Origin of the sequence: Gemmata palustris, assembly GCF_017939745.1 — a bacterium.
Lineage (GTDB): Bacteria > Planctomycetota > Planctomycetia > Gemmatales > Gemmataceae > Gemmata > Gemmata palustris.
This window is the reverse complement of sequence record NZ_JAGKQQ010000002.1, coordinates 836,557-858,331: the sequence shown is the minus strand read 5'-3', so window position 1 is coordinate 858,331 and position 21,775 is coordinate 836,557. Positions and strand designations below refer to the sequence as shown.

Below are 21,775 nucleotides of genomic sequence, written 5' to 3'. Positions count from 1 at the left end.
AACGCGAGGGAAGGGCAAAGACCGGCTTCGTCGTAAAGTTCCGTAACACGGCATGTTAAATACTTGTCGTGAATTGATAGAACTTGCAAACGATACAAGTCGGGCATTTCCTCCTCCACTCACCGGCTCGGCCGGATCACTTCCTCCGCGAACCGCTCCATTTCCTCCAATTGCGGGCTGCATTGCAAGAGCAGTAGGTTCACGCCCGCAGCCTCGAACGCCTTCACGCGGTCGAGGACTTGCTGCGGGGTGCCGATAAGTCCGCTCCGGAGGCCGCGGTTGGAGACGGAGTAGTCTTCGAGCGACACGCGCTGTTCGAGCTGCGTGCCCGCGAGCCACTGCTGGTAGTTGTGGTACCCCGCGGCCGATTGTTTCACGTCCGTGATGCGGCTCAGCTCGTTCTTCGCTTCGGCCTCGGTGCCCCGCACGATGCTGTAGCCGGCCACGCCATAAATCATCGGCCCCAGGCCGAAACCCTCGCGGCGCCGGCGCATGTCCGCGATCTTCTCGGCGATGCGCTCGGGCGGGTCGCCGTGCATCACGTAGGCGTCGCAGGTTTTTGCGATCAGGTTCTTCGCGGTTTCCGATTCACCTCCAGCGTAAATCACCGGGCGCGGCTTGCTCGCGGGCTTCGGCTGGAGCACGTTGTCCTGCACGCGGTAATACTTCCCCTCGAAGCTGAAGTGGTCCTGCTTCCACACGCCATCGAGCACGGAGAGCCATTCGGCGGTCCTGGCGTAGCGGTCGTCGTGCTGCTCGAAGTGGACGCCGTACTTGGTGGCCTCGTCCTTCCACCAGCTCGAAACGACGTTCAGCGACAGGCGCCCGCCCCCGCCGATATGATCGATGTTCGCGGCCTGTTTCGCCAGGAGCGCGGGGCTGTGGAACGTGGGGCGCACCGCGACCATCAGTTCCAGCTTGGACGTGACCGCGGTGAGCGCCGCGGCCGTGCTCCACGCATCGAGGGACGGGGCCTCTTCGCCCTTGATGTCGTTGAGGTTCAGTTCCGCGACGAGCGAGAGGTCGAACCCGATCTGCTCGCTGCGGATCGCGAGCCGTTTGCTGTACTCCCACGTGGGCGCCATGTTCTCGTCGTCGACGTTGCGCAGCCACCCACCGAACACGGGCATCCAGTAACCGTAGCGCATGTGTGCCTCTTGTGAGGTGGGCACGGCCCACCAAGCGGATCAGTTCAGGGCCGGTGTCTACAGTTGCGTTTCACCACCCGCTCGTTAACACTCGCGGTTCGCCTGGAGTCTCTTGGCGAACGGCCGGTGTAAGCCGGCTGGTGGCTGGTTGTTGCGTGTGTTGGGGCGCGGTGAACCCCGCCCGCAAGGGCGGCGGGTCGTTCGATCCCACAAGGCGTGATGCTCGCGCCTTGTACGTCCACCCACCGCCCTTGCGGGCGGGGTTCACCAACAACTACCCGCGGTCCACCTGTTATCCTTGCGGGCGGGATAACCTCTTGTGCGATGTCACCCACCGCCCTTGCGGGCGGGGTTCACCGAATGGGCTTCGGGCCTCTCACCGGCCGGCTTACACCGGCCGTTCGCCAAGAGGCGCTCATCTCCGCACGCACGAGCGGGTGGGCTATTTCGCCCGCGCCACCAGATAATCGACGAGCCGGGCGAACGGATCGAACCCGACCACGTTCACCGCATCGGCCACGAAGTTGGAGAGCGCGTTGACATCGTAATAGACGATTTTGCCGTCTCGATCGTCAACCATGTACTCGATCCCGCCGACATCAATTCCCGCCGTCTGCATGATCTTCTCGCACGCTGCGATCACCTCGGGCGGGGGCGTGTAGCCCTCCACCTTCAGCCCGGTTTTCGGCGCGTCAATGGGGCACGCGGCGCGGACCAGTTCGACGCCGTCCGCGCGCTGGCAGATGTCCGCGGGGCACAGGTTGAACGATTCGCCGGTAGTGTAAACCTTGATCGCGTAGAGGAATTTTCCGCCGAGCGTTTCGACGCGGGTGATGTGCCCGCCGCGTGCCGGGACGAACTCTTGCACGAGCGCGGTGTGATCGACCCCGAAATCGAGCTGGTTCGCTTCGACTGCCGCCACGAGAACGTCGCGCGACGCGAACTTCACGATCCCCGCGCCGCTCCCGCCGATGTTGGCCTTCACCACTACGGGGAAGCGCAAGCCCTCGCTTGCCTCCACCGCCTTCGACGAGTGATTAATCACGCGCGACCGCGGGTACGGCAGCCCGAGCGATTCGAGCAATGTGAGCTGCCGGGCCTTGGAAATCTCGGTGGAGAAACCGTTCAACCCGTTCACGACCGGCACGCCGAGGCGCTCCAGGTGGGCCATGAACCCGACCGTGAAGAACATCCCCTGTACCCCGCCGCGCAAGTAGGCGGACGGGCTCATGCGGTTGAATACGAGCGCGTAGGGCGACGAGTGCTCGCCCGAGTCGTAGACGTGCGCCCGCGGATCGAGGCGAACGAACGGGATGTCCCGGCGCTCCAGTTCCGCGAACAGCGGGCGGAACCAGTCGGGGTGCTCGTGATAAATGGCGAACGGCTTCCGCATGTCGGACCCTCGGGGGATGCCAACGATTGTAGCCGCGACGGTCGCGCGCGTCACGCGGCTAGAAATGGGCATGTGGATAAAAAGACACTTGTGTTCTTGCAGGCACTGAATTTGATGGGTAAAATGTAGACAATCGGTTCTTGGGCACATGGTCGGCGCGAGTCGGCTGGTGGGGCAACACCTGCACCGTGCGGGTAGCGGTTCAGAACGGGGGCCGCGCCAGTGCGGTGGAGGTTTCACCGGTCGGCTTGTGCCGATCATGTGCCCAAGAAAGACTCCACCTGCTCGCTGCCTCGCAGTTTCAAGAGATTGGCGCACGGCCGGTGGGAGGCTCCTCCTGATGGAGAAGTGATAACCCGTTGTGCTAGGAGCCATCGCACACGCGGGAGGAAGAGTTGTGCTAGGCGGAACATACTTGTTTACTTGTCGGTTCGAGCAGTCCCGACGGGAGTGTGTCGTGCGAATCCAACTCGTCTACCAGACCTGGGACGGGGCTGCCCCGGTCACCCAATTCTTTCCCGCCGAAGAGTACTTCGATCCGCTGGAACCGGGGGAGAGCCACGAGGCAGACGGCGTGCCCAAGTACAACCACACGTGGCAGTACCTCAATGTACCTCCGAGCCGGCTGAAGTGGACGCTGGAGCGGCGGTCGGGGACCGCGGACGACACGACGATCCGCACGCAGTACATGGACGGCGGGCAATCTTGGATGACCCACCGAAGCGACCCGGATGGGTATGAGGAGATGATCCACTCCACCCAGATCGGTGACGGCCGATGCCACATCCTGCGAACCTGCCGGACTGCAGGCGGGGGATGGGTAGTGCATCTCAATACGGTCATCGAAGACAGGGACGGCACACCGCGAGAGGAGCGACTGGATCGTCCGTGGTCGTTTGATGAAGCGATGGACTACAGTCGGCTTGGTGATTCATGAGCGACTGTGCCCGCCGCATTCAGCAAGGATCATTACTCGGGCTGGACGCAGTAAGGTCAACGAGTAGGTCGGACTCCGAAAATGTTAGCAAATGTTAGCCGGGCGCGTTGTTTAGCTGGAAATTACAGGGATTCAGCGGGAGCCATACCCCGTGGCGCGGGCGAAAACGGTTGGCAGATGTTAGCGAATGTTAGTCACGCGGCATTCGCGAACGGGCGCTGCGTGAAAGTGTGTAGCTCCCACACGGCATCGAGCGCAGCGAAGAACCGCTCGCGCGAGTGGGTCGCGGGGATTTGTGCCGCCCGCGTGCCCAGCGCCTTCCGCCAACCGGGAGCCGCGAGCAGTTCGCGAATCACGGCAGCCGTGCCGCTCGAGTCGGTTCGCATGTCGATCGAAATGACCGCGTCGCCGGGCGCGTTGAGGGCACGAAGGCCGAGCGGCGTGGTGACGACCGCGCGACCGGCGGCCATCGCATCCATCACGGGAACGTATGGTCCCGCAGCAGAGTGGGCAGGGGCAACGATCACGCGCGACGCTTCGTACACGCCGACCGTTGAAGGGAGCTTGGTAATGCGGAGGTCGGCCACCGGGAACCGGTCCGCGACCGAGCCTGCAATCGTGAGCCTGATGCCACACGCCCGGAGGTGCGGCAGGTACACGTGCCGGTAGAACCATTCGAGGTCCGCGAGGTCGCCGCTGTGCTCGCTGCCGCAAATGGTGATGTCGTGTTCTTCGCACGCTTGCGGGGGTGCCACATTCGTGGCGCGCACCCAGAGGGGAATGTGGCACGCAGACTTCACGCTGTGCTTGCGCGCCGCGTTCGCATCGGCCTCGGTAGAGAACAGGATGTGATCGAACAGGCGGTACAGTTCCGCTTCCACGCGGCCGAACGTGAACTTGTATTCGGCTTCGCGCACCGCGTGCGGCACAAGCTCCGAAGTCGCCGCCCGACGCGCGTAACTGTCGCCGACCGCGAGAATCTTTTGCGTGGTGTGCGGGAGCGCGTAAGCGAACGGCGTGGCGCACACGTCCGTGGTGAAGAACACGTCCCACGGTTCGCTCGCGAGCGTGCGGAAGGCACGATCGTTTGCGGCCCGTTCGCTCGCGTAGAGCAATTGATTGAATTCGGTTCCCGGGTCTTGCGCGGAGTTGGGTGCGCAGTTGAGCGCGATCGTGCTCTCGCCTTCGGGTGCCGTGACGCCCCACGCAGGGATCTGCTGCATGACGCAGTGAACGTCCCAGTCGTGGGCGCGGAAGTAGTCGCGGTGCGCGAGCGCAGCGTGGCTCGCGCCGCACGCAGGATCGAACCGTCCCCAGGGGTGGTAGAGCAGTACACGCACTCGGGCGCCCTCCGTGGCAGTCACTCGTGGTCAGACTGTGGCTCGCGCGCCGACTTTCGAGGTCGCGACGCTTGTTGGCTTCGTGCCAATCAATTGCGCGAGCAAGTTTTCTGGCGAATGATGGCTCAACCAGCGGGTGCGCGCTTCCGCCGCAGCCGCGCGGTAACTCGGGTAATCGGCGACAACGTCTCGCAACGCGCTGAGCAGTTCGCGCTCGTCGCGCACGACTTCGCCGCTACCGGCCCGCTGTTCGGACGCCATCCACGTGTCGGCCGAAACGATGGTCGGTTTCCCGGCCGCGACCGCCTCGGCGAAGATGCCGGAACTGCGCGAGCGGTACGCTTTGGGGTCGTAAAAGCACAACACGACGTCGGCCGAACTGAGCAGCCGGTAGTAGTCGTCCGCGGGCACGAAACCGTCGCGGTACGGGCGCTCCACGACCGACTCCGGGTAGGATTCCAACTCCGCGAGTGCGCTGAGCATCGCGGGTTCGCGCTCTTCGGGGTGGATCGCGCCGGGCACGACGAACTGCACGCGACTCTTCTCGCCCGTGCCCATCGCGCGCACGAGCGGCGGCAGCTTCGTGAAGCCTTTTTCCTTCCGCAAGTCACCGAGGAACAGTACGCGGAGCGGACCCGTTGTGTTCCGCGGTGGGGAGTGCGGGATCAGGTCCGCACGAAATGCGTATGGAAGCACTCCGAACGGGAACCCCGCGAGTTCGGCGTAATCGGCCGCGAGTTCGGCGGTGTCCGTGTAGAACCGCACGTTGTCAGTCTCGGGGTACGCGCGGCACGCATCGAAGTACGCGCGGTGCGTGCGCGTGTGGAACGCCTCAACGGGGCACGTCTCGCGCTCCAGTTCCGCGGGCGAGAGCATCGTGTGTCGGTATTCGAGGTGGAACGTGGGCAGGCGTTCCGCGCCCACGCGCTGCACGAGCGCGAGTACGGCGAGGGCGTCGCGCCCGTAGGCGGTCGGGAAGTAGACGTGATCGTTCGGCCCGGCCCCGCAGAGCGTGAGGAACCGCTCGAGGTCGGCGGCAAACATCTGGTAGTGAACGAACTCGTTGTGCTCGGGTGGAATGCGGCCGAGCGCTCGCCGGAGCAGCCCTTCGGCATCAGTTGGGAGCGGGTCGAAATGACCGGTGTCATTCCCAAAGGTTGGTACGGGCGGAAGTCCGCGGCGCTTGCGCGCGGTGGCGCGAACGTGATCGAACGCGACCGGCGGAACCAGCGCCCGGAACAGCCCGCTCACGACTGGCGGAAGCGTGCGCTTCGCGAAGTGAGCGAGTTTCGCCTTCAGTTTGCGTTTCGGTTGGGGTGGAGGAGCGAGTCGCGCATCGAGCAATTCGCGCAGTGTCGCGTGGCCATCGAGCACGGCTTCGATCGGGGTATCGCAGAGCGGTCCGAGTTCACCACGAAGAGGGATCGCCGACGGCTGAACCTCATCAACGATGTGGCCCCAGTGATCGACGCGGAACAGCGGGACCGTCGGCAAATCGGCCGGGAGCCCGCGCCCGATGCAGCGCGCGTGAACGCCCATCAGCACATCGAACCCGCGGCGCCGGGCGGCCCGAGCGATCGCGACTCCCGTTTCCACGAAGTGCCCGCGCGCTTCGGTCATTCCGTTGTTCACGATCAGGAACTTGGCCGCCATGCCGTGTCCTCGTGTCGGTGGTGGGCGCGACGGTAGGGGCTTGTGATTGTCACAGTGGCCAAACGAGCCGCGACTGCAAGGGAGCGGGAGGCGCCTGGAATTCCTAGCGGTTCTACCCAATACAGGAGGTCGTTGCCCCGCTCCCTTGCGGTCGCGGCTCGTTTGGCCCGAAGCCGCCCCGACTATCTCGAAGCCGCCCACAACTCGATTGCGGCAGTGAGGTCCGCGACCGCGTTCGGTAAGTCGCGCCCGTGGCCCGTGCGCACCAGGACCGATCGGCACCCGGCGGCGTCGCCAGCGCCCGAATCGCAGACCTTGTCGCCGACCATCCACGAGCGCGCGAGATCGATGTCGAAGTCGCGTGCGGCGGTGAGGAGCATTCCCGGTTTCGGTTTGCGACACTCGCAGGTTACGCGGTACGCGCCTACTCCCTCGGTGGGGTGGTGGGGGCAGTAGTAATAGGCGTCGACCTTCGCGCCGTGTGCCGCCAGGAGTTCCGATACGCGGTCGTGAACGGCGCTCAGCCGGCTCTCCGGGAAGTACCCGCGCGCGACGCCGGACTGGTTCGTGATGACGATGACCAACACACCTGCATCGTTCAGTCGCCGAACGGCTTCGGCCGCGCCCGGGATGAGTCGCACCTGGTCCGGCGACGAGAGGTGGTGGGCCTCTTCGATTAGCGTGCCGTCACGGTCGAGGAACACGGCTTCACGTGGCATGGATCGCTTCCCGCTTCGCCACGAACCCGCGGAAGTCATCCGGCGTGCCGATGTCGTGGAACCCTTCTTCCTGTGAGAACGCCGCGAGCGTTAAACCGTCGCGGAGCGCGGCCGGGAACACGTCGCGTTCCAGCGATACAACTTCGCCGGCGGGGACGCGCGCGAGGAGGTCGCGTTCGATGACGTATACGCCCGCGTTCACCCACCCGCTTTGCGCGGCGCCGGTTTCTTTCTCGCGGAACGCTTTCACGCAGCTACCGTCCGTGTCGATGCTCCCGTAGCGGCTGGCGTCCGGCATACGTGCCAGTGTGAGCGTCGCTGCTGTGTTCTGCCAACGAGTGTGTGCGGATGCGTGCGTGTGAGCGAGCTGGCGCAGGTCGACATCAATGTACGTGTCGCCGTTCACCACAACGGCCGCGGGCGCGAAGAACCGCTCCGCGCGCTTCAGGGCGCCGCCGGTGCCGAGCAGTTTCTCGCCGTCGTGGGAGTAGTCGATGCGAACGCCGAGGCGCGAGCCGTCGCCGAATTCTGCCTCGATCTGGTCCGCCATGTGCCCGACGCACAGCACGAATCGCCGCGCCCCGCGCTGACGGAGGAGCTCGAGTTGCACCGCGAGGAACGGTTCGTTGCCGACGGGGGCGAGTGCTTTCGGGCGGTTACTGACCGCGGACCGCAGCCGCGTCCCGAGTCCGCCGCAAAGTACGACAACCGGAAGATCGAGAGGCACACCAGCTCCTGCGCTGTCTTGTGAATACTTGAGGGGTCGCGCCACTCCCAATGAACTTAGCCGGAGCGGTATGGGGATCTTTCAGAGCGCGCCCGTGTAATGACCACAAGTGGTACAGCGCCGCGAACGAGCCTGTCAACGCGAAGTGGGTGCGAGACCGCTCGCAGCGAGCGACGAAAAGCGAATGGTCGTTGTTGGTGAATTGAAAGATGTGGTGCGGTCAGCATCAGACAAGGGGGGCGCGCCGCAAGTGCGGCGCGCCCCCCTTGTTACGGCGTCAGGTCACCTTCCAACGTGAAATCGAACACGTTGTCGGTTTTGGCAAGGACTTCGGCCGTGAGGCGCGACGTCTCGGGCGAGAAGTATTTTTTCGGGATCAGCGGCTTGCCCGGCATCCGCAGCGTTTCCGCGGCGGCCTCGGCTTTGGCCAGATGCTCCGGGAGCGGCGGGGACGGGCCGGTCAGTGAGATCGCCACGCGGCACCGGCCGACCGGCGCGCCGTCACCGTTCCCGTAAGTGGACAGCGCGTAGACGCCGTTCTCGTCGGTCGTTGCCAGCGCCGGGATCGTGCCCGGCGTTTCGGGAATGAAGGACACGGCGGCTTTCGCGACCGGTTTCCCCTTGTACGTGATCGTCCCGCGGGCCTTCGCGACCGGCACACCGTTCTGGGAGCCACAGCCGATCAATAGTGCGACTGCCAGAGCGGCGCCGGCAACCGGCGCGCTCGCGCGCAGAGAACCGAAACTCATTGAGGGTTCCTTAAATTGGGGGTCAGTAGTCCCCGACGACCTCGCCCCCGGCTCGACTGCCCAGAGCGTTGTAAGTGAACTGGTTAATGGCTTCCGGGACGAAGCGGACCGAGCCGTCCGCGAGAGTCACCATGATCCCGCCCGTGTGCCGGCTCGCGAACCCGCGCCCCATCCAGCTCGACGTGACCCCGCCGCACGCATCGACCGACATGCCGGCAGTTGATTGGCAGACGCGGAGCTTCCAGTTCGGCGGGATGCTCGTGCCGTGAACCGAACCGGTGCTGCTCATCCAGATGGAACTGTTCGACGAGGTGGACCAATCGGTGTGCCCGAAGGCGATGGTGTTGCTCAGTCCGTCGGTGATGGAGGAGAAATTGATCGGGGGTGTGGTGCCGGTGTAGTCGAAGAGCCCGCGGTGGTTGGTCCCGCCCCCGTAGCCCTGGCCCGGTTGCGGGCACGCGGTGGTCGCGCTCACCGTGTTGTTGCTCCCGCACCCGCCGCACCCGTAGGCAACTCGTGCCCCGTCCCCGCCGTAAGGATCGACCGCGGGCGAAGCGATGTTGTTGAAGCCGTCGCCGTAACTGCCGACGTAATTGCTGTGCCAGCCGCGGAAGAAGCTCCCGGTCCCGTCCGGCGCCCCCGACGTGCCCAACTGCGGACAGCCCGCAACGGGCATCGTGCGGTTGTCACTCATGGCCCCCGACCGCGGGTCACTGGGGCAGAGCAGAACGGGGATTTTGGCCTGACGGATAACGGCCATTGCCTCGCACGTAACGTTCACATCGAACCGGATCTGACGATACAAATTGTCTTGTTCGATGTAGGGCAGCAAGCGCGGCAAGTGCCCCCAGCCCATGTTGAAGCCATCGACCTTCGGTAGCGCGTTGTAGGAATCGTGGTGCGAGTGCAGTGCGAGTCCGAGTTGCTTCAGGTTGTTGGCGCACTTGATTCGGGCGGCCGCCTCGCGCACCTTTTGTACGGCGGGGAGTAAGAGACCGATGAGAATCGCGATGATGGCGATTACCACCAGCAATTCGATGAGGGTGAAGCCTTTGCGACGCATGTTGGGCCTTGCAAAGTGAGGGCGCTGCCGACCGTTTGAGACGGGCGACTGGTTGTGACCGAATTTGTGGGAGATGTGTTGCGCGAACGAACCGGTCGACATTGCGGGCCGACAGGTTCAGTCACACATGGACCAAAGTTAGCGAATGAGTGCCCCAAATGCAACACAAATTCTTCACGACTTCTTCACATGGCGACTTGGTGGTTGGTGGGGCCAACTGCCGGGTTACGCGCGCCGTTAACTTGGGGTATTGAGAACGGATTGCGTTGCACACGGGGCGTAGCTTCGTAGCTGCTCGGGTAATGACGGCCCGAACGTGCCTCGATCGCGCCCCGCAACTCAGGTTCGATCTCCGCGTGCAATTTCGGTTCGGGGAACTACTTGCGTCGGCCCACCCCTTCGGTTAGACTGACACTGACTCGCCCATCGTTACGTTGCCCATCGCCTCGGCCCACATCTATCGCCTTCGCTCGTATTCGCCCCGTCGCCATTCCAATCACTACCCGCGAGCGCGGCCGCGTTCGGCGCGTGTTCCGTGGGTCCAGCGACACTGGGAGGACCGGATGAATCTGACCCAATCCGAAATCGACCTCGACCTGGGCGCGGTCACGATGAGCTGCACGACCGACGAGGTCGCCACCGTGTTCGCGGGCCTGCTCCGCGAGATGCGGTCCGCGGCCCCGTTCATTCGCCCGGACGAACGCGACGCGCTCCGGCAAATTATGTCGCACGAGAGCGGGGCGCTAACGGCGGGCGAGGTGTTCCCGGATTTCGCCCGCGGTTCCGACGCGCACACCACGCTCCGTAAATTGCGTACCGCACAATTCATCCGACCCGCGGGCCGGGACTGCTGGGACACCGGCGAGCACATCGAGATCCGCCCGTTCGCGCGGATCGTGTGGGACCGGCTCGGTGAGGCCGGCGTGTTCGGCGACCCGCCCGAATTGGAGGAGGACGACATCGATCTCGCGCTGCCCGGAGCGGACGAACCGGTCGAAGTCGCGCTCCCGGCGCCCGCGAAGGCAAGGGGCACGCGCTCCGGCGCGAAGTGGGACGAAGGCGATGTGCTGGACTTCCTGAACGACGAAGACACCCAGGGGTGATTTCGTCGCGTTGCGCGCTTTGGTGAACCCCGCCCGCAAGGGCGGTGGGTAACGGTCTCACCGCATTGGGCAGCAACCCACCGCCCTTGCGGGCGGGGTTCACCAAAGCGCGCCTCCACTCCGGCACGAAGCCGGTGTCGAATTCATGCGCGACCACATGCGAGCCCTCAATCCGCGCGTTCACACCGCGCACGTATTTGCTTCACGTCAAATCCTCAACTAAGGTGTGTGGCACACTCAACGCCCATCGCCACACGCCCATCACTCGAATTCGTATTCGTCCCCGCCCGGCGCATTAGCACGAGCGGGCACCGGCACGGAGAACCGGATGAAAGCGTCGCAAGTGGACATTGATGTCGATAGCGTGATGATTCGCTGCACCGCTCGGGATCTCAAGGCCAACTTCGGGTGGCTCTTGAGCGAGATGCGCGCCCTCGCGAAGCAACTCCGGGCGGAGGAGCGGGACGTGCTGCGCGTCATCATGAACCACACGGGCGTGGCGCTTACGGTGCGGGCCGTGTTCCCGCAGTTTACCCGTGAAGGCGAAGCGCACCGCACCCTGCGCCGGCTCCGCGCCGGCAAGTTCATCCGCCCCACCAAGACCGGGCGCTGGGAGCCGGACGAACCGATCGAGCCCACGCCTTTCGCGCGCATGATGTGGGACCGCATGGGCGAGGAGCGCATCTTCACCCCGCACGCAAAGCCGAAATCCCCCTCCACGAGCACCCGCACCCCGGCCCCGAAATCAGCCGTGACCTGGGACAACCTGCTCGAACGCATCCACGAGCGGAAGAAACAGCCGGAGTGAGCGAGGCTCAACAAACCGCTCTTGACGCTCCGTACCCCTGCGTTATTTTCACGCCCTATCTAAAATGAACAGGGGTAAAGCGATGAGCCACCAACCGAAGTGGGCGGGAATTGCGCTCGTTGCATTCCTGCTGAGCGGGTGCGGACTCTGTCAGGGGGAAAGTCGAGGAACCCGCAGCGCAACTGGTTCGGCAGAGTTCAAGCGGTCCGACTCACAACCACCCACCGAGCAGCGCCCCGACGCACTCCGTAAGCCCGCCCAAAGCGGCGGCACAACCCCGGGCAATGCGTTTTCTCAATTTATCGACAACAAGTCTGACTCGTGGGAAGGACCGCGTGTTTACATGCCGACATCCACTGGCACCCACTAGAACGTCGCCGTAGCCGAAATCACGAACGTGCTCCGCATGAAGTTCACCCCTTTCCCAAGATCAGATCAACGACCCAACAGCCCCGGACGTGCGACCCGACGTCCCGGCAGTGCGTCAGGATGTCGTCGTTGTCGCACCCGGCGTCTTGAAGTGCATCCGCAAGGATCGGCATCCGGTCGAAGGTACGCCCTTGGTAGATGCCTTCGGCAAGGGCGACGACAGTAGAAGTGAGCCAAGACGGGTCGAGGGAGACGGGGTGGAAGGGATTGCCGAAGATGTCGTGTAGTAATGCGATTTGAAAGGGGCTTTCAACATCAATGTTCGGCAAGGCGGTGGCACAACGGGCATTCCATGCTCCGCTACAGGCAACCTTTCGACTGTCGGAGTGCGTCGTCGCTCCCACCGCACAAACGTGCGCCTCATTGCCGCCGATCATTTTCGTGATGGCATCATTGAGTGTTTGCTCATTGTCGATTCCATCGGCATACCGTTCGGCAACTTCCACGATATTACGGTTTTCGTTCGGAATTACGTTCCAAATGCGACGGCAACACGCGCAAGTGAACAGTCGCAATTTACGGTCACTTGCTCGCCCTTCCAGACAATCCAGAACGTGGGTTGGATTGCGGGACCGGAACCATTCCTTTTCTGACATCCCTCGTCCTCCGAACCGCCTTTCGCCCCATGATACCCGGTGCCGGTTCTCGTCGCCAACGGTTCGTTTCGGCCTACCTCACTTCCCCCGCGTGACGACGCGCATTTCGTGGGTGCGGAACGCTTCCGCGGTTACGCCGGTCGCGTGGCTGCGCACGGTCACAGCGCCCGCGGTCGGCGTGTCCCAGACCGTTGCACCCACCGCGCCGTAGCTCGTGTGCAAGTGGGTCGTTGCGGAACCGGCCCGCTGACTCGATACCACCAGCTTCGGACGCGACCACAGCGCCACCGTACCCGGTTCGGGCTTATCCGCCGGTCCGCGTGGGGCATTCGCGGTCTTTGCCCCGTGGTGTGGGGCGAGCAGCACATCGACGGGCGCGATGGGCTTCGCGGTCACGAGCGCCTGCCCTTCGCCTTCCAGATCGCCCGTCAGCAGGATCGTGTGCCCCTCGTGGCGCACCAGGAGCACGAGGCTCCGCGCGTTCTCAGTTCCCTCCGGGCCGACCGCCGGCGGGTGCAAGACCTCGAACGACACGCTCCCAGCCGTGAAACGCTCGCCCGCGACCACCGTGCGGCGCGGAACGTCGTGCTTCTCCAACGCGGCCAACACTGCCTCGACACCCGGGCTGTTCTTATCGGGGAACGTCGGCGTCATCGTCACTTGGCCCACGTGGAAGCGCCGGAGCAGTTCGGGCAACCCGTTGAAGTGGTCGAGGTCGGCGTGCGAGAGGAACACTTCGTCAATGCGGCTAATTCCGCGGCTCCACAAGTATGGGGCCACCACCCGGCGCATCGCGTCCGGCCCCGCAGTGGTGCCGGTGTCGTAGAGCAGCACGCGCCCGTCCGGAGTTTCGATCACCACACAGCAGCCGTGCCCCACGGCCAAAAACGTGACACGCAGTTCGTCGGGCGAGCGCGGAGTGAGGCCGAGCGCGAGCCCGACGAACACCCACACGAAAATCGCCAGGAGGAATTGCCGCGCCCGCTTTCCATCGAAGAGAACCAGTCCCGCCACGAGCATGTAAAAGCCGACCAGCCACCACATCGGCGGCGCGGGCGCGTAGAGGTGCCCGCCCGGAACACGGTCGCCGAGGTGAACCAGCCACTCGCACGCGACGAGGCACCACTCGGTGACGCGGGCGAACGGTTCGGCGGCCCACACACCCGCCGGCGACACGATGAGCAGCAGGAAGCCCGTAACGAGCGCGATGGCCATCAACAGAATCAGCGGCGGGCCGAGAAGCACACCGATCGGCGACGCGACGTTCTGCCACGCGAGAACGAGCGGTGCGTTCACGGCGGTAAGGATGACACTGACTGCGAACGTTTGCCCCAACGCGCGCAGCACGGCCCGGAGCATTTTCTCGGGCACGCTGCGCGTTTCTTCGATGAGTTGCTCCACCGGCGTGAGTTCGCGCGGCTTGAGCCAACGCACCGCACCCCACAGCAAAACGAACACACTCAGAAACGACAACTGGCACCCGGCCGTGAACGGGTCCGTCGGGTTCACGACCAGCACAACGAGCCACGCCAGCGCGAACACGTTCGCCATGATGACCGGTCGGCGTAGAATGATCCCGCCGCACACCACGCACACCATCACCGCGGCGCGAATGGCCGAGGGCCGTGCCCCGGTGAGTAGCGCGTAACCGAGCAACAGTCCCGCGACCGCCCAGGCCGCGTGCCGCCGGCGCACGCCACACAGCCGAAACACGAGCCACGCGAACCAGCCCAAAATCACCAGGTGCTGGCCCGAAATCGCAAGCACGTGAATCACGCCGGTGCGCACGTAGATGGCCCACTCGTCGCGGTCCAGAGCCGTGCTGTCGCCGAGAAGGAGTGCAGTGGCGAGCCCGGATTCGTCCTTCTGCAACGAGCGCGACAGTGCGCGCGTCCCCCAACCGCGAACCACAGCCAACCAACCAAACAGTGACGAGTGCCAGCCTTCTTCGAGGCGCACCATCGCGTCCGCCGAGCGCTTCACACGCAAGTCGGCGGTGATTTGCCGATCGAGCAAGAACGCCCGATAGTCGCGCTCGCCGGGGTTGTGCGGACCGTCGGGAAGAGTCAGGCGCCCGGAGACTTCCACCGCGTCGCCGCAATGCAAGTCATCGATCCGCCCCTCCACTGCGAGTCGCACCTTCCCGGACGCCGGACGCCAGCCCGCGTTGCCCTCCACTGCGGTCACGTCCAACACACCCGAACTGCTCGCGTCGCGCTGCACGGTCAACAGAGGGTCGTGACGCGGCGGGCGGAACCGATCGGGTTCTTCCGCAAGCCTCCCGCGCACCCGAACCGCGACCGGCGTGTCTTTCGCGAACGCGGCAATGTCATCGGCCGCGGCAGAATGTCGGTGCGAATCGTGATGAGCCGCGGCAAGCGCCCCCGCACAGACGAGCAACCAACCGAACGCCGTTTGTGGAGTTGTTCGGCGCGTGAAATACCAGCCCACGAGCGCCGTCGCCGCAGTGAGTAACGCAGGTTCGAGCGTTGCCCCGATGTACCGATCTGCGAGCAACCCAACCGATGCGGCCAGAGCCACCGGCACGAGCGGCGCGCGTGCAAATTCCTTCCACGCAGCCCCGGCGGGCTTGATGGGCGCATCGTCAAATGCGGGCGAGTTGGCGGGCATCGGCGAATATCGTACCCGCTCGCTACTTGGCGAACCTCCACGTTCTCGCTGAAATGCGGATATGAACACCGTTCGCGTGAATCTCGGCTCCCGCAGTTACGACATCGTCATTACTCCCGGCGACCCCGCGGGCATCGGTCCCTTTGTGCGTTCTGTATTGCGAAAAGCCTCCACCGCCCTCGTCGTGTGCGACGCGAATACGCAGGCCCACGGCCGCGCGGCCGAAGCGACCCTTGCCGCGTCGGGGCTACGAACCGGATTCGCCACCGTGCCGGCGGGGGAACCGTCGAAGAGCATGGAGCAGCTCGCGAAGCTCTATGACGCGCTTTACGACCTCGCGGCCGATCGCAGCACGGCCGTGGTCGCGGTGGGCGGCGGGGTGATCGGCGATCTCGCGGGGTTCGCTGCCGCGAGCTACAATCGCGGGCTGCCGCTCGTGATGGTACCGACGACGTCCCTGTCGATGGTCGATTCGTCCGTCGGCGGGAAGACCGGCATCAACCACCCGAAGGGCAAGAACCTGATCGGCGCGTTCCACCAGCCCGCCGGCGTGTGGATCGACCTCTCGTACCTCGACACGCTCCCGGAACGCGAGTTCCTCAGCGGGCTCGCGGAAGTCGTGAAGTACGGCGTCATTCTGGACGCGGACTTCTTCGCGTACCTGGAGGCCAACGCTGCCGAGATTCGCGCCCGCGCCCCACAAGCGCTGATGCACATTGTTTCGCGCTCCTGTCGGCTCAAGGCCGACGTGGTGGAGAAGGACGAGCACGAAACGACCGGCCTGCGAGCCGTACTGAACTACGGGCACACGTTCGCACATGCCTTCGAGACGTGTGGCGGGTACGGCACGCTACTGCACGGCGAAGCGGTGGCGATCGGGATGGAGTGCGCGGCCCGGCTCGCCCAGAAAATGGAACTAATCGGCGCGGATTTCGTGGCACGTCAGACGAAGCTGCTGCAAGCGCTCGCGCTCCCGATCGTGCCCCCCGCGCAATGGCGGACGGACGAACTCATCGCGGTGATGCGCCGCGACAAGAAGGCCGTGGGGGGCCAGATGCGGTTCATTCTGCCCACGCGCATCGGTGAAGTGAAGCTGTTCGATAACGTCCCCGAACCGCTTGTGCGCGCCGTGCTGGAGTCGCGATGACGTACTCCGGGGTGGCGAACTGGCTGCGCCAACGGCTGTGGGTCGGGGTCGTAATCGGGTGCGTGCCGTGGATCGTGTGGGTCGTGAGTCTTGCTAGCGGCGGGTGGTACAAGGACAGCCGGGACCAGCTCGTCGGTACCGACCACCTCGCGTTCTATCACGCGGCTCGGCTCATACGCGACGGCGAATCGTACCGCCTTTACAACTACAACGACCTCGCGGACACGAAGTATCAGCAACAGTTACTCGGCTGGGACTGGAGCGGCTTCGAGGCGTACCGCAACCCGCCGTTCTACGCGCTCCTGTATGTGCCCACTGCCGGGTTACCGTACCCAGTAAGCTTCCTAATCTGGACTGGCATCGGCTTCGCGCTGTTAGGGCTTGCAATCCGATTGCTCACCCCCGAGCGCCCCGGGCGCGCGTTCCTGTGGGCGCTCACGTTCTTTCCGGTGTTCGCGACCGTGAGTTTCGGTCAGAACACGCTCATCAGCCTCGCGATCTTCGCAGGCGTGTACCGGCTCCTAAGTTCCGAGCGACCGTTCGCGGCCGGGTTGGTCGCGGGGCTGTTGTGGTTCAAGCCGCAACTGCTGCTCGGGCTGTTCGTGTGGTGGGCGCTCGAGCCGCGTCGATACTTCCGCTGCTGGCTCGGCGTGGGCGCAAGCGGAGCGATCCTTGCTGCGGTGTCGTGGATCGCCGTACCGGACGGTTCGCGTGCGTTCGTTCAAACGCTGGCCGCGAACGCCGGGTTCGGCGGGTTCGGTCAGTGGAACGTCGTGAACCCGAAGGCGTTTTTTGTACTGCTCCTGCCGGGATTCCCGCAATTACACTGGCCGCTCGCGGCCCTGTGTTCACTCGCAAGTATCGGCATCGCATGGCGGGTGAAGCAGAAAACGGGCGCGCCGGTAACGGTGATGTTCCCGGTCGCGGCCTTTTTGTCGCTGTGGGCTTCGCCGCACGCGCTCATTTATGAGTGGACGCTGCTCGTTGCTGCGGCCGTGGTGTTGTGGGAGACGCGGCCCGAATCGCGCGCGGCATGGCTCTGTTTGTTCGCGCTTTCGTGGATCGGGCTGAGTACCACGACCGCGCTCGCCCGCGTGCAAGACCTGCAACAGTTCCCGGTAGTCCTCCAGGTCGGCGTGCCGATAATGGGAGTGGTCGGTTGGCTCACGGCGCGGGAGTTGGTGCGAGCGCCCCGCGCGCAGCCGTGAACAACTTTTGACCACCCGGTTGGGAGGGCGAACCCCGACCGCCATTGCGGAACGGCCGCCCGCGCGAACTTGACCGGACCGCACCCGCCCTCGACAATTCCGGTAGAATAGATCTACCGCTCGCTTCCCACCTTTGACGGACATTTTCTCCAATGGCCCAGCGGCGCGTCGGATTGTGGCTCATCGGTGCGTGCGGCGGCGTCGCCAGTACGACCGCACTCGGACTCTCTGCGCTCGCACGCGGGCACACCCCAACAACGGGTATGGTCACCGCCTTGCCCCAATTCCGCGGGCACGACTTTGACGAACCGGGCGCGTTCGTTCTCGGCGGGCACGACATCAGGAAGGGGAACTTCGTTACCGCTGCGCGCGAGCTGCACGAGCGGTCGAACGTGTTCGACGAGCGCACGCTGGCGGCTTGTGTGGGCGACCTGGAAACGTGGTCGGCGAACATCCGGCCCGGCGTGGTGTATCGCCCCAACGCCGCGATCACCGCACTCGCCGACCGGGGCGACATGCGCCGAGCTAACACCGCGCGCGAGGCGATTGATGCGATCCAGGCGGACTTCAAAGCGTTCAAGACCGCCAACAAGCTCGATCAGGTCGTGGTGGTGAACGCGGCCTCGACCGAGCCGCCGTTTGAAGCGACCGACGAGCAGAAATCACTGGAACTCCTGATTCCCGCGCTCGATCGCCCCGCGCCCGCGGCGCTGCCCACGAGCGGGGTGTACGCATTCGCCGCGCTCGACGCCGGGTTACCTTACGTGAACATGACCCCGAGCCGCGGCGCTACACTTCCCGCACTCGAAGAACTCGCGCGCAAGCGCGGCGTCCCGCACGCGGGGCAAGACCTGAAGACCGGCGAAACGCTCATCAAATCGGTGCTGGCGCCGATGTTCGCCCGGCGCAACCTCCGCGTCCTCAGTTGGGTCGGGCACAACATCCTCGGCAACCGCGACGGGCAGGTGCTCAACGACCCCGACAACAAGGCCAGCAAGGTGAAGAGCAAGGATCTGCTCCTCGCGGAACTGCTCGGGTACAAGCCGCAATCGCACGTGAGCATCGAGTACATCGAGTCGCTGGACGACTGGAAGACCGCATGGGACCATATCCACTACGAGGGCTTCCTCGGCACGAAGATGATGATGCAGTTCACGTGGCAGGGGTGCGACTCGCTGCTCGCCGCGCCCCTCGTGATCGACCTCGTCCGGCTCGCGGCTCTCGCGCAGCGTCGGGGCGAAAGTGGGCCGATGTCGCACACCGCGTGCTTCTTCAAGAGCCCCGTTGGGGTCACGGAGCACGACTTCGGCAAACAGTTCCAGATGCTGGAAGACTATTTGATGGCGGCCAAATAAATGCAAGCCGCGGATCAACGCAGATGGAACGCAGATCAGAAAAGAAGGATTTGAATCGAATACTCTTCTTGTCTTGATCCGCGTTTATCTGCGTTGATCCGCGGCTCCTCTTCACAATGCAACGGGGCCATCGCCGCACAAAGAAGACTATTGCAATAATTAAGCAATCATCAGTAACACATCTGCCGCAAAAAATCCCGATTTCGACGCAAGTATTGTCCGCGAGTGCGTTCTCAAGACCGCGGCAGGCGCGGGGGTGAGCTTCTGAGCCGGGTACGGTCCCGGTTTGGATGACATTCCGTGTAAAGCGGTGCGAATGATACCCACATGACGACATAGCGGCACCCTCGCACCTGCCCGTAGGAGTTGCCGCACGATGTCACACTCTCATTTCGCGCGAGCGACGGCGTTCTGTGCCGCGTTCGCGCTCGCGACTTCCGGGCGCGCGCAAGACCCGGTCCCGTTACCGCTGCCCGTTCCCTCCGCCAAGCCCGAGAAAAAAGTCGAACCGGCAACCCAGCCGGTCACGGTTGTCGAGCGAGGACCGGTTCACGAAGCCTTTGCCCAACCCGGCGCGAGTGTACGCGGTAAGGGCATTACGGCCCCCAAAGCCCCGCCGCCACCGATCGACGAAGTCGCGCCGAACGTGAAGGTCGAGAGCCCGATCGCGCGGTGGATTCCGGGCCAGTGGCAGTGGGACGCGGACCGGGCCGACTTCATCTGGGTGTGCGGGTGCTACCGTAACGTGCCGCCCGGACGCACGTGGGAACCGGGGCACTGGAAGGAAACCAAATCCGAGTGGACCTACTTCCCCGGCTACTGGAAACCGACCGAAACCAAAACTCTACTCGCGGACCTGCCTGAACCGCCCGCGCCTAAAGACGAGTCTCCCGAAGTGAAGGAGAACCCGAATGCGATGTGGGTTCCCGGTATTTGGGAACGTAAAGACGGACTGTTCGAGTGGCATCCCGGGTACTGGGCGCCGGTCCGTGAAACCGCGATCTGGCAGCAGAGCCAGTACGTAGCGACCGAAACCGGCTTCGTGTTCGTGCCGGGGTACTGGGACTTCGCGCTGGAGGAACGGGGACTGCTCTACGTGCCGATGTACTTCTCGAAGGCGCAGCGGGCCAAGAGCAAGTGGACGTACCGGCCCGAGTACGTGATCCCGTTCGGAGTTGAGGGGAAGTGGGGCCGGGGCGGGGCGTTCGACGCGCTCTACATCGGGCCGAATCTCAACACATACTATTACGGCAACTTCGCGCGGCGGAGCGGCGAAACGACAACGAGCGCCGGCCTCGCACTGCGGGGTTCCCCTTCCGACCTCACCGACCCGCTCCTCGATCTTTACGGGGCCAGTGCCTTTCGGCCGTGGTATTCGGTGTCACCCGAGTACACGAATCCGCTCTGGCAGCACTACGTGCGATTGAATCAAAAGGATTCCAGCTTGTCAAAGGGCATACCCTCGCTCTACGCAACGCACGCCGCGAGCGGCTTCACGCCGAGCGGGGTCGCGTGCGCGCCGGGCGCGTTCGCCATCACGTCGGCCACCACCGTTCGACCGACCCGCGTCACGAACACGGTCGGCTTGTCCTATCAGCACGTATCGCGGCGCGGCACCGTCACGACCGGAACGACACAGTACCGAACCAGTTCGCCGCCAATTTATCCCGGCTGGGGCCGTCGTTATTAGAACACCCGGTCAGATGTAGAAATGAGTGCACCGCTTTGCCCAGGCGGTGCCGACTCGCAAGAAGCAATCAGTAGACCACGGTCCACTGGTAGATCCAACTCACGGACGCAGGAACCGGTATCCAAGCCCAACCCAACAGGAAAAGCCAGAGCCGCCACCGACCGGTACGGGAAATGGAACGGCTTGGATCAGTGAGGAGCAACTCAGTGGCCGCAAAGCCGGCCAGCAACGAGCCGGGCAAAAGGGGCAGGATACCAATCGCGCCAAGTGGGGAGACGAATATGAGGCCGGCTGGCAGGTGAACCGGCGTCGTCCACGCCCAATCGCTCGCACCGTAGACCGCCAGTCGTCCTTCACACCGAATGCCGCCGCTGAGTTCCCAGAGCCAGAGGGCAACGATTTGAGTGTACCAGAGCAAGTGCAAGGCCGCGAATGCCATCGTACCGACGACGAGCGCCAGTTCCCGCACCACTGCACCTCGGGGTTACGATTGGGAAACTCGCCTTGTAATGCTGCTTCGTGAGAGCAAGTAATAGTTGAAGTGCGACGTCACTTCTTCTCGGTGTCGGGCGGGTTCTTGCCCCACAACTTGGTTTTCGCCGCGTCGAACAGCCCACCGGCCGCGTCACGAACGAGCACCTTATTGCTGATTTTTGAACTGCGGGTCACGACCACGTCGTCGCGGGTGTTCCACTCACCATCGGGTCCGGCCGAGCGCACCTCCAACCCGTCGGACAGCGTGCCCGGCTGGTAGTCCAGTCGAAGTGCCCGCCCCCACACATCGGTTTCCGACAGTGGGCCGACGGGCTTGCGGACGAAGCGGCCGTTGGGGTCGGTGTCTTTCGCGATCTCGTCAGCGAGCCGGGACGCGGTTTCGCTGGTTGCCGCGCGTTCGGCTTCTTGTCGCGCCTCCTTCTCCCGGCTTCGCCAGTCGAACACGAGAACGACGATCACGACGACCGCGATCTTGAAAACAATGGCCGAAGCGCACCCGAAGCCGGTGCGGAAAAAGGCTTCGGCGATCGTCGGCGGGCGGTTCGAGGTCGGTTGTGGCACGCGGCACCTCCGCGGATAATCGA

19 protein-coding genes are annotated in these 21,775 nt (G+C 64.3%); 7 read left to right on the top strand and 12 right to left on the bottom strand.

Translation table 11 applies throughout. The annotated features are described in order from the left end of the window. Positions 1-119: 119 nt before the first annotated feature. Together J8F10_RS37945 and J8F10_RS37940 are read right to left on the bottom strand one after the other, a co-directional pair. On the bottom strand, positions 120-1,148 hold the full coding sequence (locus J8F10_RS37945; protein ID WP_210663641.1) for an LLM class flavin-dependent oxidoreductase: 1,029 nt from the start codon (positions 1,146-1,148) through the stop codon (positions 120-122). Between the two features lie 442 nt (positions 1,149-1,590). Further along, positions 1,591-2,541 (bottom strand): ATP-grasp domain-containing protein, encoded by a 951-nt coding sequence (locus J8F10_RS37940; protein ID WP_210663639.1) that lies wholly within the window; start codon positions 2,539-2,541, stop codon positions 1,591-1,593. 457 nt (positions 2,542-2,998) lie between these two features. Between J8F10_RS37940 and J8F10_RS37935 the strand changes: the two genes are divergently transcribed. After that, positions 2,999-3,478 carry a hypothetical protein gene (locus J8F10_RS37935; RefSeq protein WP_210663637.1) on the top strand — a complete coding sequence of 160 codons (480 nt, stop codon included), beginning with the start codon at positions 2,999-3,001 and terminating at the stop codon, positions 3,476-3,478. A 194-nt stretch (positions 3,479-3,672) separates the two neighbouring features. Here the strand turns inward: J8F10_RS37935 and J8F10_RS37930 are convergent, their stop codons facing one another. The 6 genes from J8F10_RS37930 to J8F10_RS37905 all read right to left on the bottom strand — a co-directional run bounded on the left by J8F10_RS37930 (position 3,673) and on the right by J8F10_RS37905 (position 9,729). Continuing rightward, the gene (locus J8F10_RS37930; RefSeq protein ID WP_210663635.1) at positions 3,673-4,818 is read right to left on the bottom strand and encodes a glycosyltransferase; all 1,146 of its coding nucleotides are present in this window, start codon (positions 4,816-4,818) and stop codon (positions 3,673-3,675) included. A gap of 30 nt (positions 4,819-4,848) precedes the next feature. Further along, a complete protein-coding gene (locus J8F10_RS37925) occupies positions 4,849-6,471 on the bottom strand; it encodes a glycosyltransferase (RefSeq protein WP_210663633.1) in 1,623 nt (540 codons plus the stop codon). 182 nt (positions 6,472-6,653) lie between these two features. Further along, a complete protein-coding gene (locus tag J8F10_RS37920; protein WP_210663630.1) occupies positions 6,654-7,190 on the bottom strand; it encodes a D-glycero-alpha-D-manno-heptose-1,7-bisphosphate 7-phosphatase in 537 nt (178 codons plus the stop codon). Continuing rightward, positions 7,180-7,917: a nucleotidyltransferase family protein gene (locus J8F10_RS37915; protein ID WP_210663628.1), complete on the bottom strand. Its 738-nt coding sequence runs from the start codon at positions 7,915-7,917 to the stop codon at positions 7,180-7,182. The genes J8F10_RS37920 and J8F10_RS37915 overlap by 11 nt, the downstream gene beginning before the upstream one ends. Positions 7,918-8,186: 269 nt before the next feature. Next, on the bottom strand, positions 8,187-8,666 hold the full coding sequence (locus tag J8F10_RS37910; protein WP_210663627.1) for a hypothetical protein: 480 nt from the start codon (positions 8,664-8,666) through the stop codon (positions 8,187-8,189). 22 nt (positions 8,667-8,688) lie between these two features. After that, entirely contained in the window at positions 8,689-9,729 is a 1,041-nt protein-coding gene (locus tag J8F10_RS37905; RefSeq protein ID WP_210663624.1) for a DUF1559 domain-containing protein, read from the bottom strand. Between the two features lie 563 nt (positions 9,730-10,292). Between J8F10_RS37905 and J8F10_RS37900 the strand changes: the two genes are divergently transcribed. After that, on the top strand, positions 10,293-10,832 hold the full coding sequence (locus J8F10_RS37900) for a hypothetical protein (protein WP_210663622.1): 540 nt from the start codon (positions 10,293-10,295) through the stop codon (positions 10,830-10,832). Between the two features lie 328 nt (positions 10,833-11,160). After that, positions 11,161-11,640: a hypothetical protein gene (locus tag J8F10_RS37895; RefSeq protein ID WP_210663620.1), complete on the top strand. Its 480-nt coding sequence runs from the start codon at positions 11,161-11,163 to the stop codon at positions 11,638-11,640. A 413-nt stretch (positions 11,641-12,053) separates the two neighbouring features. On the opposite strand, the gene J8F10_RS39655 is transcribed toward J8F10_RS37895, so the two are convergent. Together J8F10_RS39655 and J8F10_RS37885 are read right to left on the bottom strand one after the other, a co-directional pair. Next, positions 12,054-12,665, bottom strand: a complete 612-nt coding sequence (locus J8F10_RS39655) for a hypothetical protein (RefSeq protein WP_246524800.1) — start codon at positions 12,663-12,665, stop codon at positions 12,054-12,056. Positions 12,666-12,743: 78 nt separating this feature from the next. Further along, a complete protein-coding gene (locus J8F10_RS37885; RefSeq protein WP_210663618.1) occupies positions 12,744-15,296 on the bottom strand; it encodes a DNA internalization-related competence protein ComEC/Rec2 in 2,553 nt (850 codons plus the stop codon). A gap of 61 nt (positions 15,297-15,357) precedes the next feature. Between J8F10_RS37885 and aroB the strand changes: the two genes are divergently transcribed. The 4 genes from aroB to J8F10_RS37865 all read left to right on the top strand — a co-directional run bounded on the left by aroB (position 15,358) and on the right by J8F10_RS37865 (position 20,696). Further along, positions 15,358-16,443, top strand: a complete 1,086-nt coding sequence (aroB, locus tag J8F10_RS37880) for a 3-dehydroquinate synthase (protein ID WP_210663616.1) — start codon at positions 15,358-15,360, stop codon at positions 16,441-16,443. Continuing rightward, positions 16,440-17,651 carry a glycosyltransferase family 87 protein gene (locus tag J8F10_RS37875; RefSeq protein WP_210663614.1) on the top strand — a complete coding sequence of 404 codons (1,212 nt, stop codon included), beginning with the start codon at positions 16,440-16,442 and terminating at the stop codon, positions 17,649-17,651. The genes aroB and J8F10_RS37875 overlap by 4 nt, the downstream gene beginning before the upstream one ends. A gap of 152 nt (positions 17,652-17,803) precedes the next feature. Beyond that, positions 17,804-19,006, top strand: a complete 1,203-nt coding sequence (locus tag J8F10_RS37870) for an inositol-3-phosphate synthase (RefSeq protein ID WP_210663613.1) — start codon at positions 17,804-17,806, stop codon at positions 19,004-19,006. Between the two features lie 376 nt (positions 19,007-19,382). After that, the gene (locus J8F10_RS37865; protein WP_210663611.1) at positions 19,383-20,696 is read left to right on the top strand and encodes a hypothetical protein; all 1,314 of its coding nucleotides are present in this window, start codon (positions 19,383-19,385) and stop codon (positions 20,694-20,696) included. 67 nt (positions 20,697-20,763) lie between these two features. Here the strand turns inward: J8F10_RS37865 and J8F10_RS37860 are convergent, their stop codons facing one another. Then, entirely contained in the window at positions 20,764-21,168 is a 405-nt protein-coding gene (locus J8F10_RS37860; RefSeq protein ID WP_210663610.1) for a hypothetical protein, read from the bottom strand. A 77-nt stretch (positions 21,169-21,245) separates the two neighbouring features. Continuing rightward, positions 21,246-21,752, bottom strand: coding sequence for a hypothetical protein (locus J8F10_RS37855; protein WP_210663608.1), 507 nt, complete (start codon positions 21,750-21,752; stop codon positions 21,246-21,248). Positions 21,753-21,775 lie beyond the last annotated feature (23 nt).

Excerpts from the sequence above, each read along its gene's own strand:
- J8F10_RS37945 (WP_210663641.1), bottom strand. The coding sequence starts at position 1,148 with ATGCGCTACGGTTACTGGATGCCCGTGTTCGGTGGGTGGCTGCGCAAC.
- J8F10_RS37940 (WP_210663639.1), bottom strand. The coding sequence starts at position 2,541 with ATGCGGAAGCCGTTCGCCATTTATCACGAGCACCCCGACTGGTTCCGC.
- J8F10_RS37925 (WP_210663633.1), bottom strand. The coding sequence starts at position 6,471 with ATGGCGGCCAAGTTCCTGATCGTGAACAACGGAATGACCGAAGCGCGC.
- J8F10_RS37920 (WP_210663630.1), bottom strand. The coding sequence starts at position 7,190 with ATGCCACGTGAAGCCGTGTTCCTCGACCGTGACGGCACGCTAATCGAA.
- J8F10_RS37910 (WP_210663627.1), bottom strand. The coding sequence starts at position 8,666 with ATGAGTTTCGGTTCTCTGCGCGCGAGCGCGCCGGTTGCCGGCGCCGCT.
- J8F10_RS37905 (WP_210663624.1), bottom strand. The coding sequence starts at position 9,729 with ATGCGTCGCAAAGGCTTCACCCTCATCGAATTGCTGGTGGTAATCGCC.
- J8F10_RS37900 (WP_210663622.1), top strand. The coding sequence starts at position 10,293 with ATGAATCTGACCCAATCCGAAATCGACCTCGACCTGGGCGCGGTCACG.
- J8F10_RS37895 (WP_210663620.1), top strand. The coding sequence starts at position 11,161 with ATGAAAGCGTCGCAAGTGGACATTGATGTCGATAGCGTGATGATTCGC.
- J8F10_RS39655 (WP_246524800.1), bottom strand. The coding sequence starts at position 12,665 with ATGTCAGAAAAGGAATGGTTCCGGTCCCGCAATCCAACCCACGTTCTG.
- J8F10_RS37885 (WP_210663618.1), bottom strand. The coding sequence starts at position 15,296 with ATGCCCGCCAACTCGCCCGCATTTGACGATGCGCCCATCAAGCCCGCC.
- aroB (WP_210663616.1), top strand. The coding sequence starts at position 15,358 with ATGAACACCGTTCGCGTGAATCTCGGCTCCCGCAGTTACGACATCGTC.
- J8F10_RS37875 (WP_210663614.1), top strand. The coding sequence starts at position 16,440 with ATGACGTACTCCGGGGTGGCGAACTGGCTGCGCCAACGGCTGTGGGTC.
- J8F10_RS37870 (WP_210663613.1), top strand. The coding sequence starts at position 17,804 with ATGGCCCAGCGGCGCGTCGGATTGTGGCTCATCGGTGCGTGCGGCGGC.
- J8F10_RS37865 (WP_210663611.1), top strand. The coding sequence starts at position 19,383 with ATGTCACACTCTCATTTCGCGCGAGCGACGGCGTTCTGTGCCGCGTTC.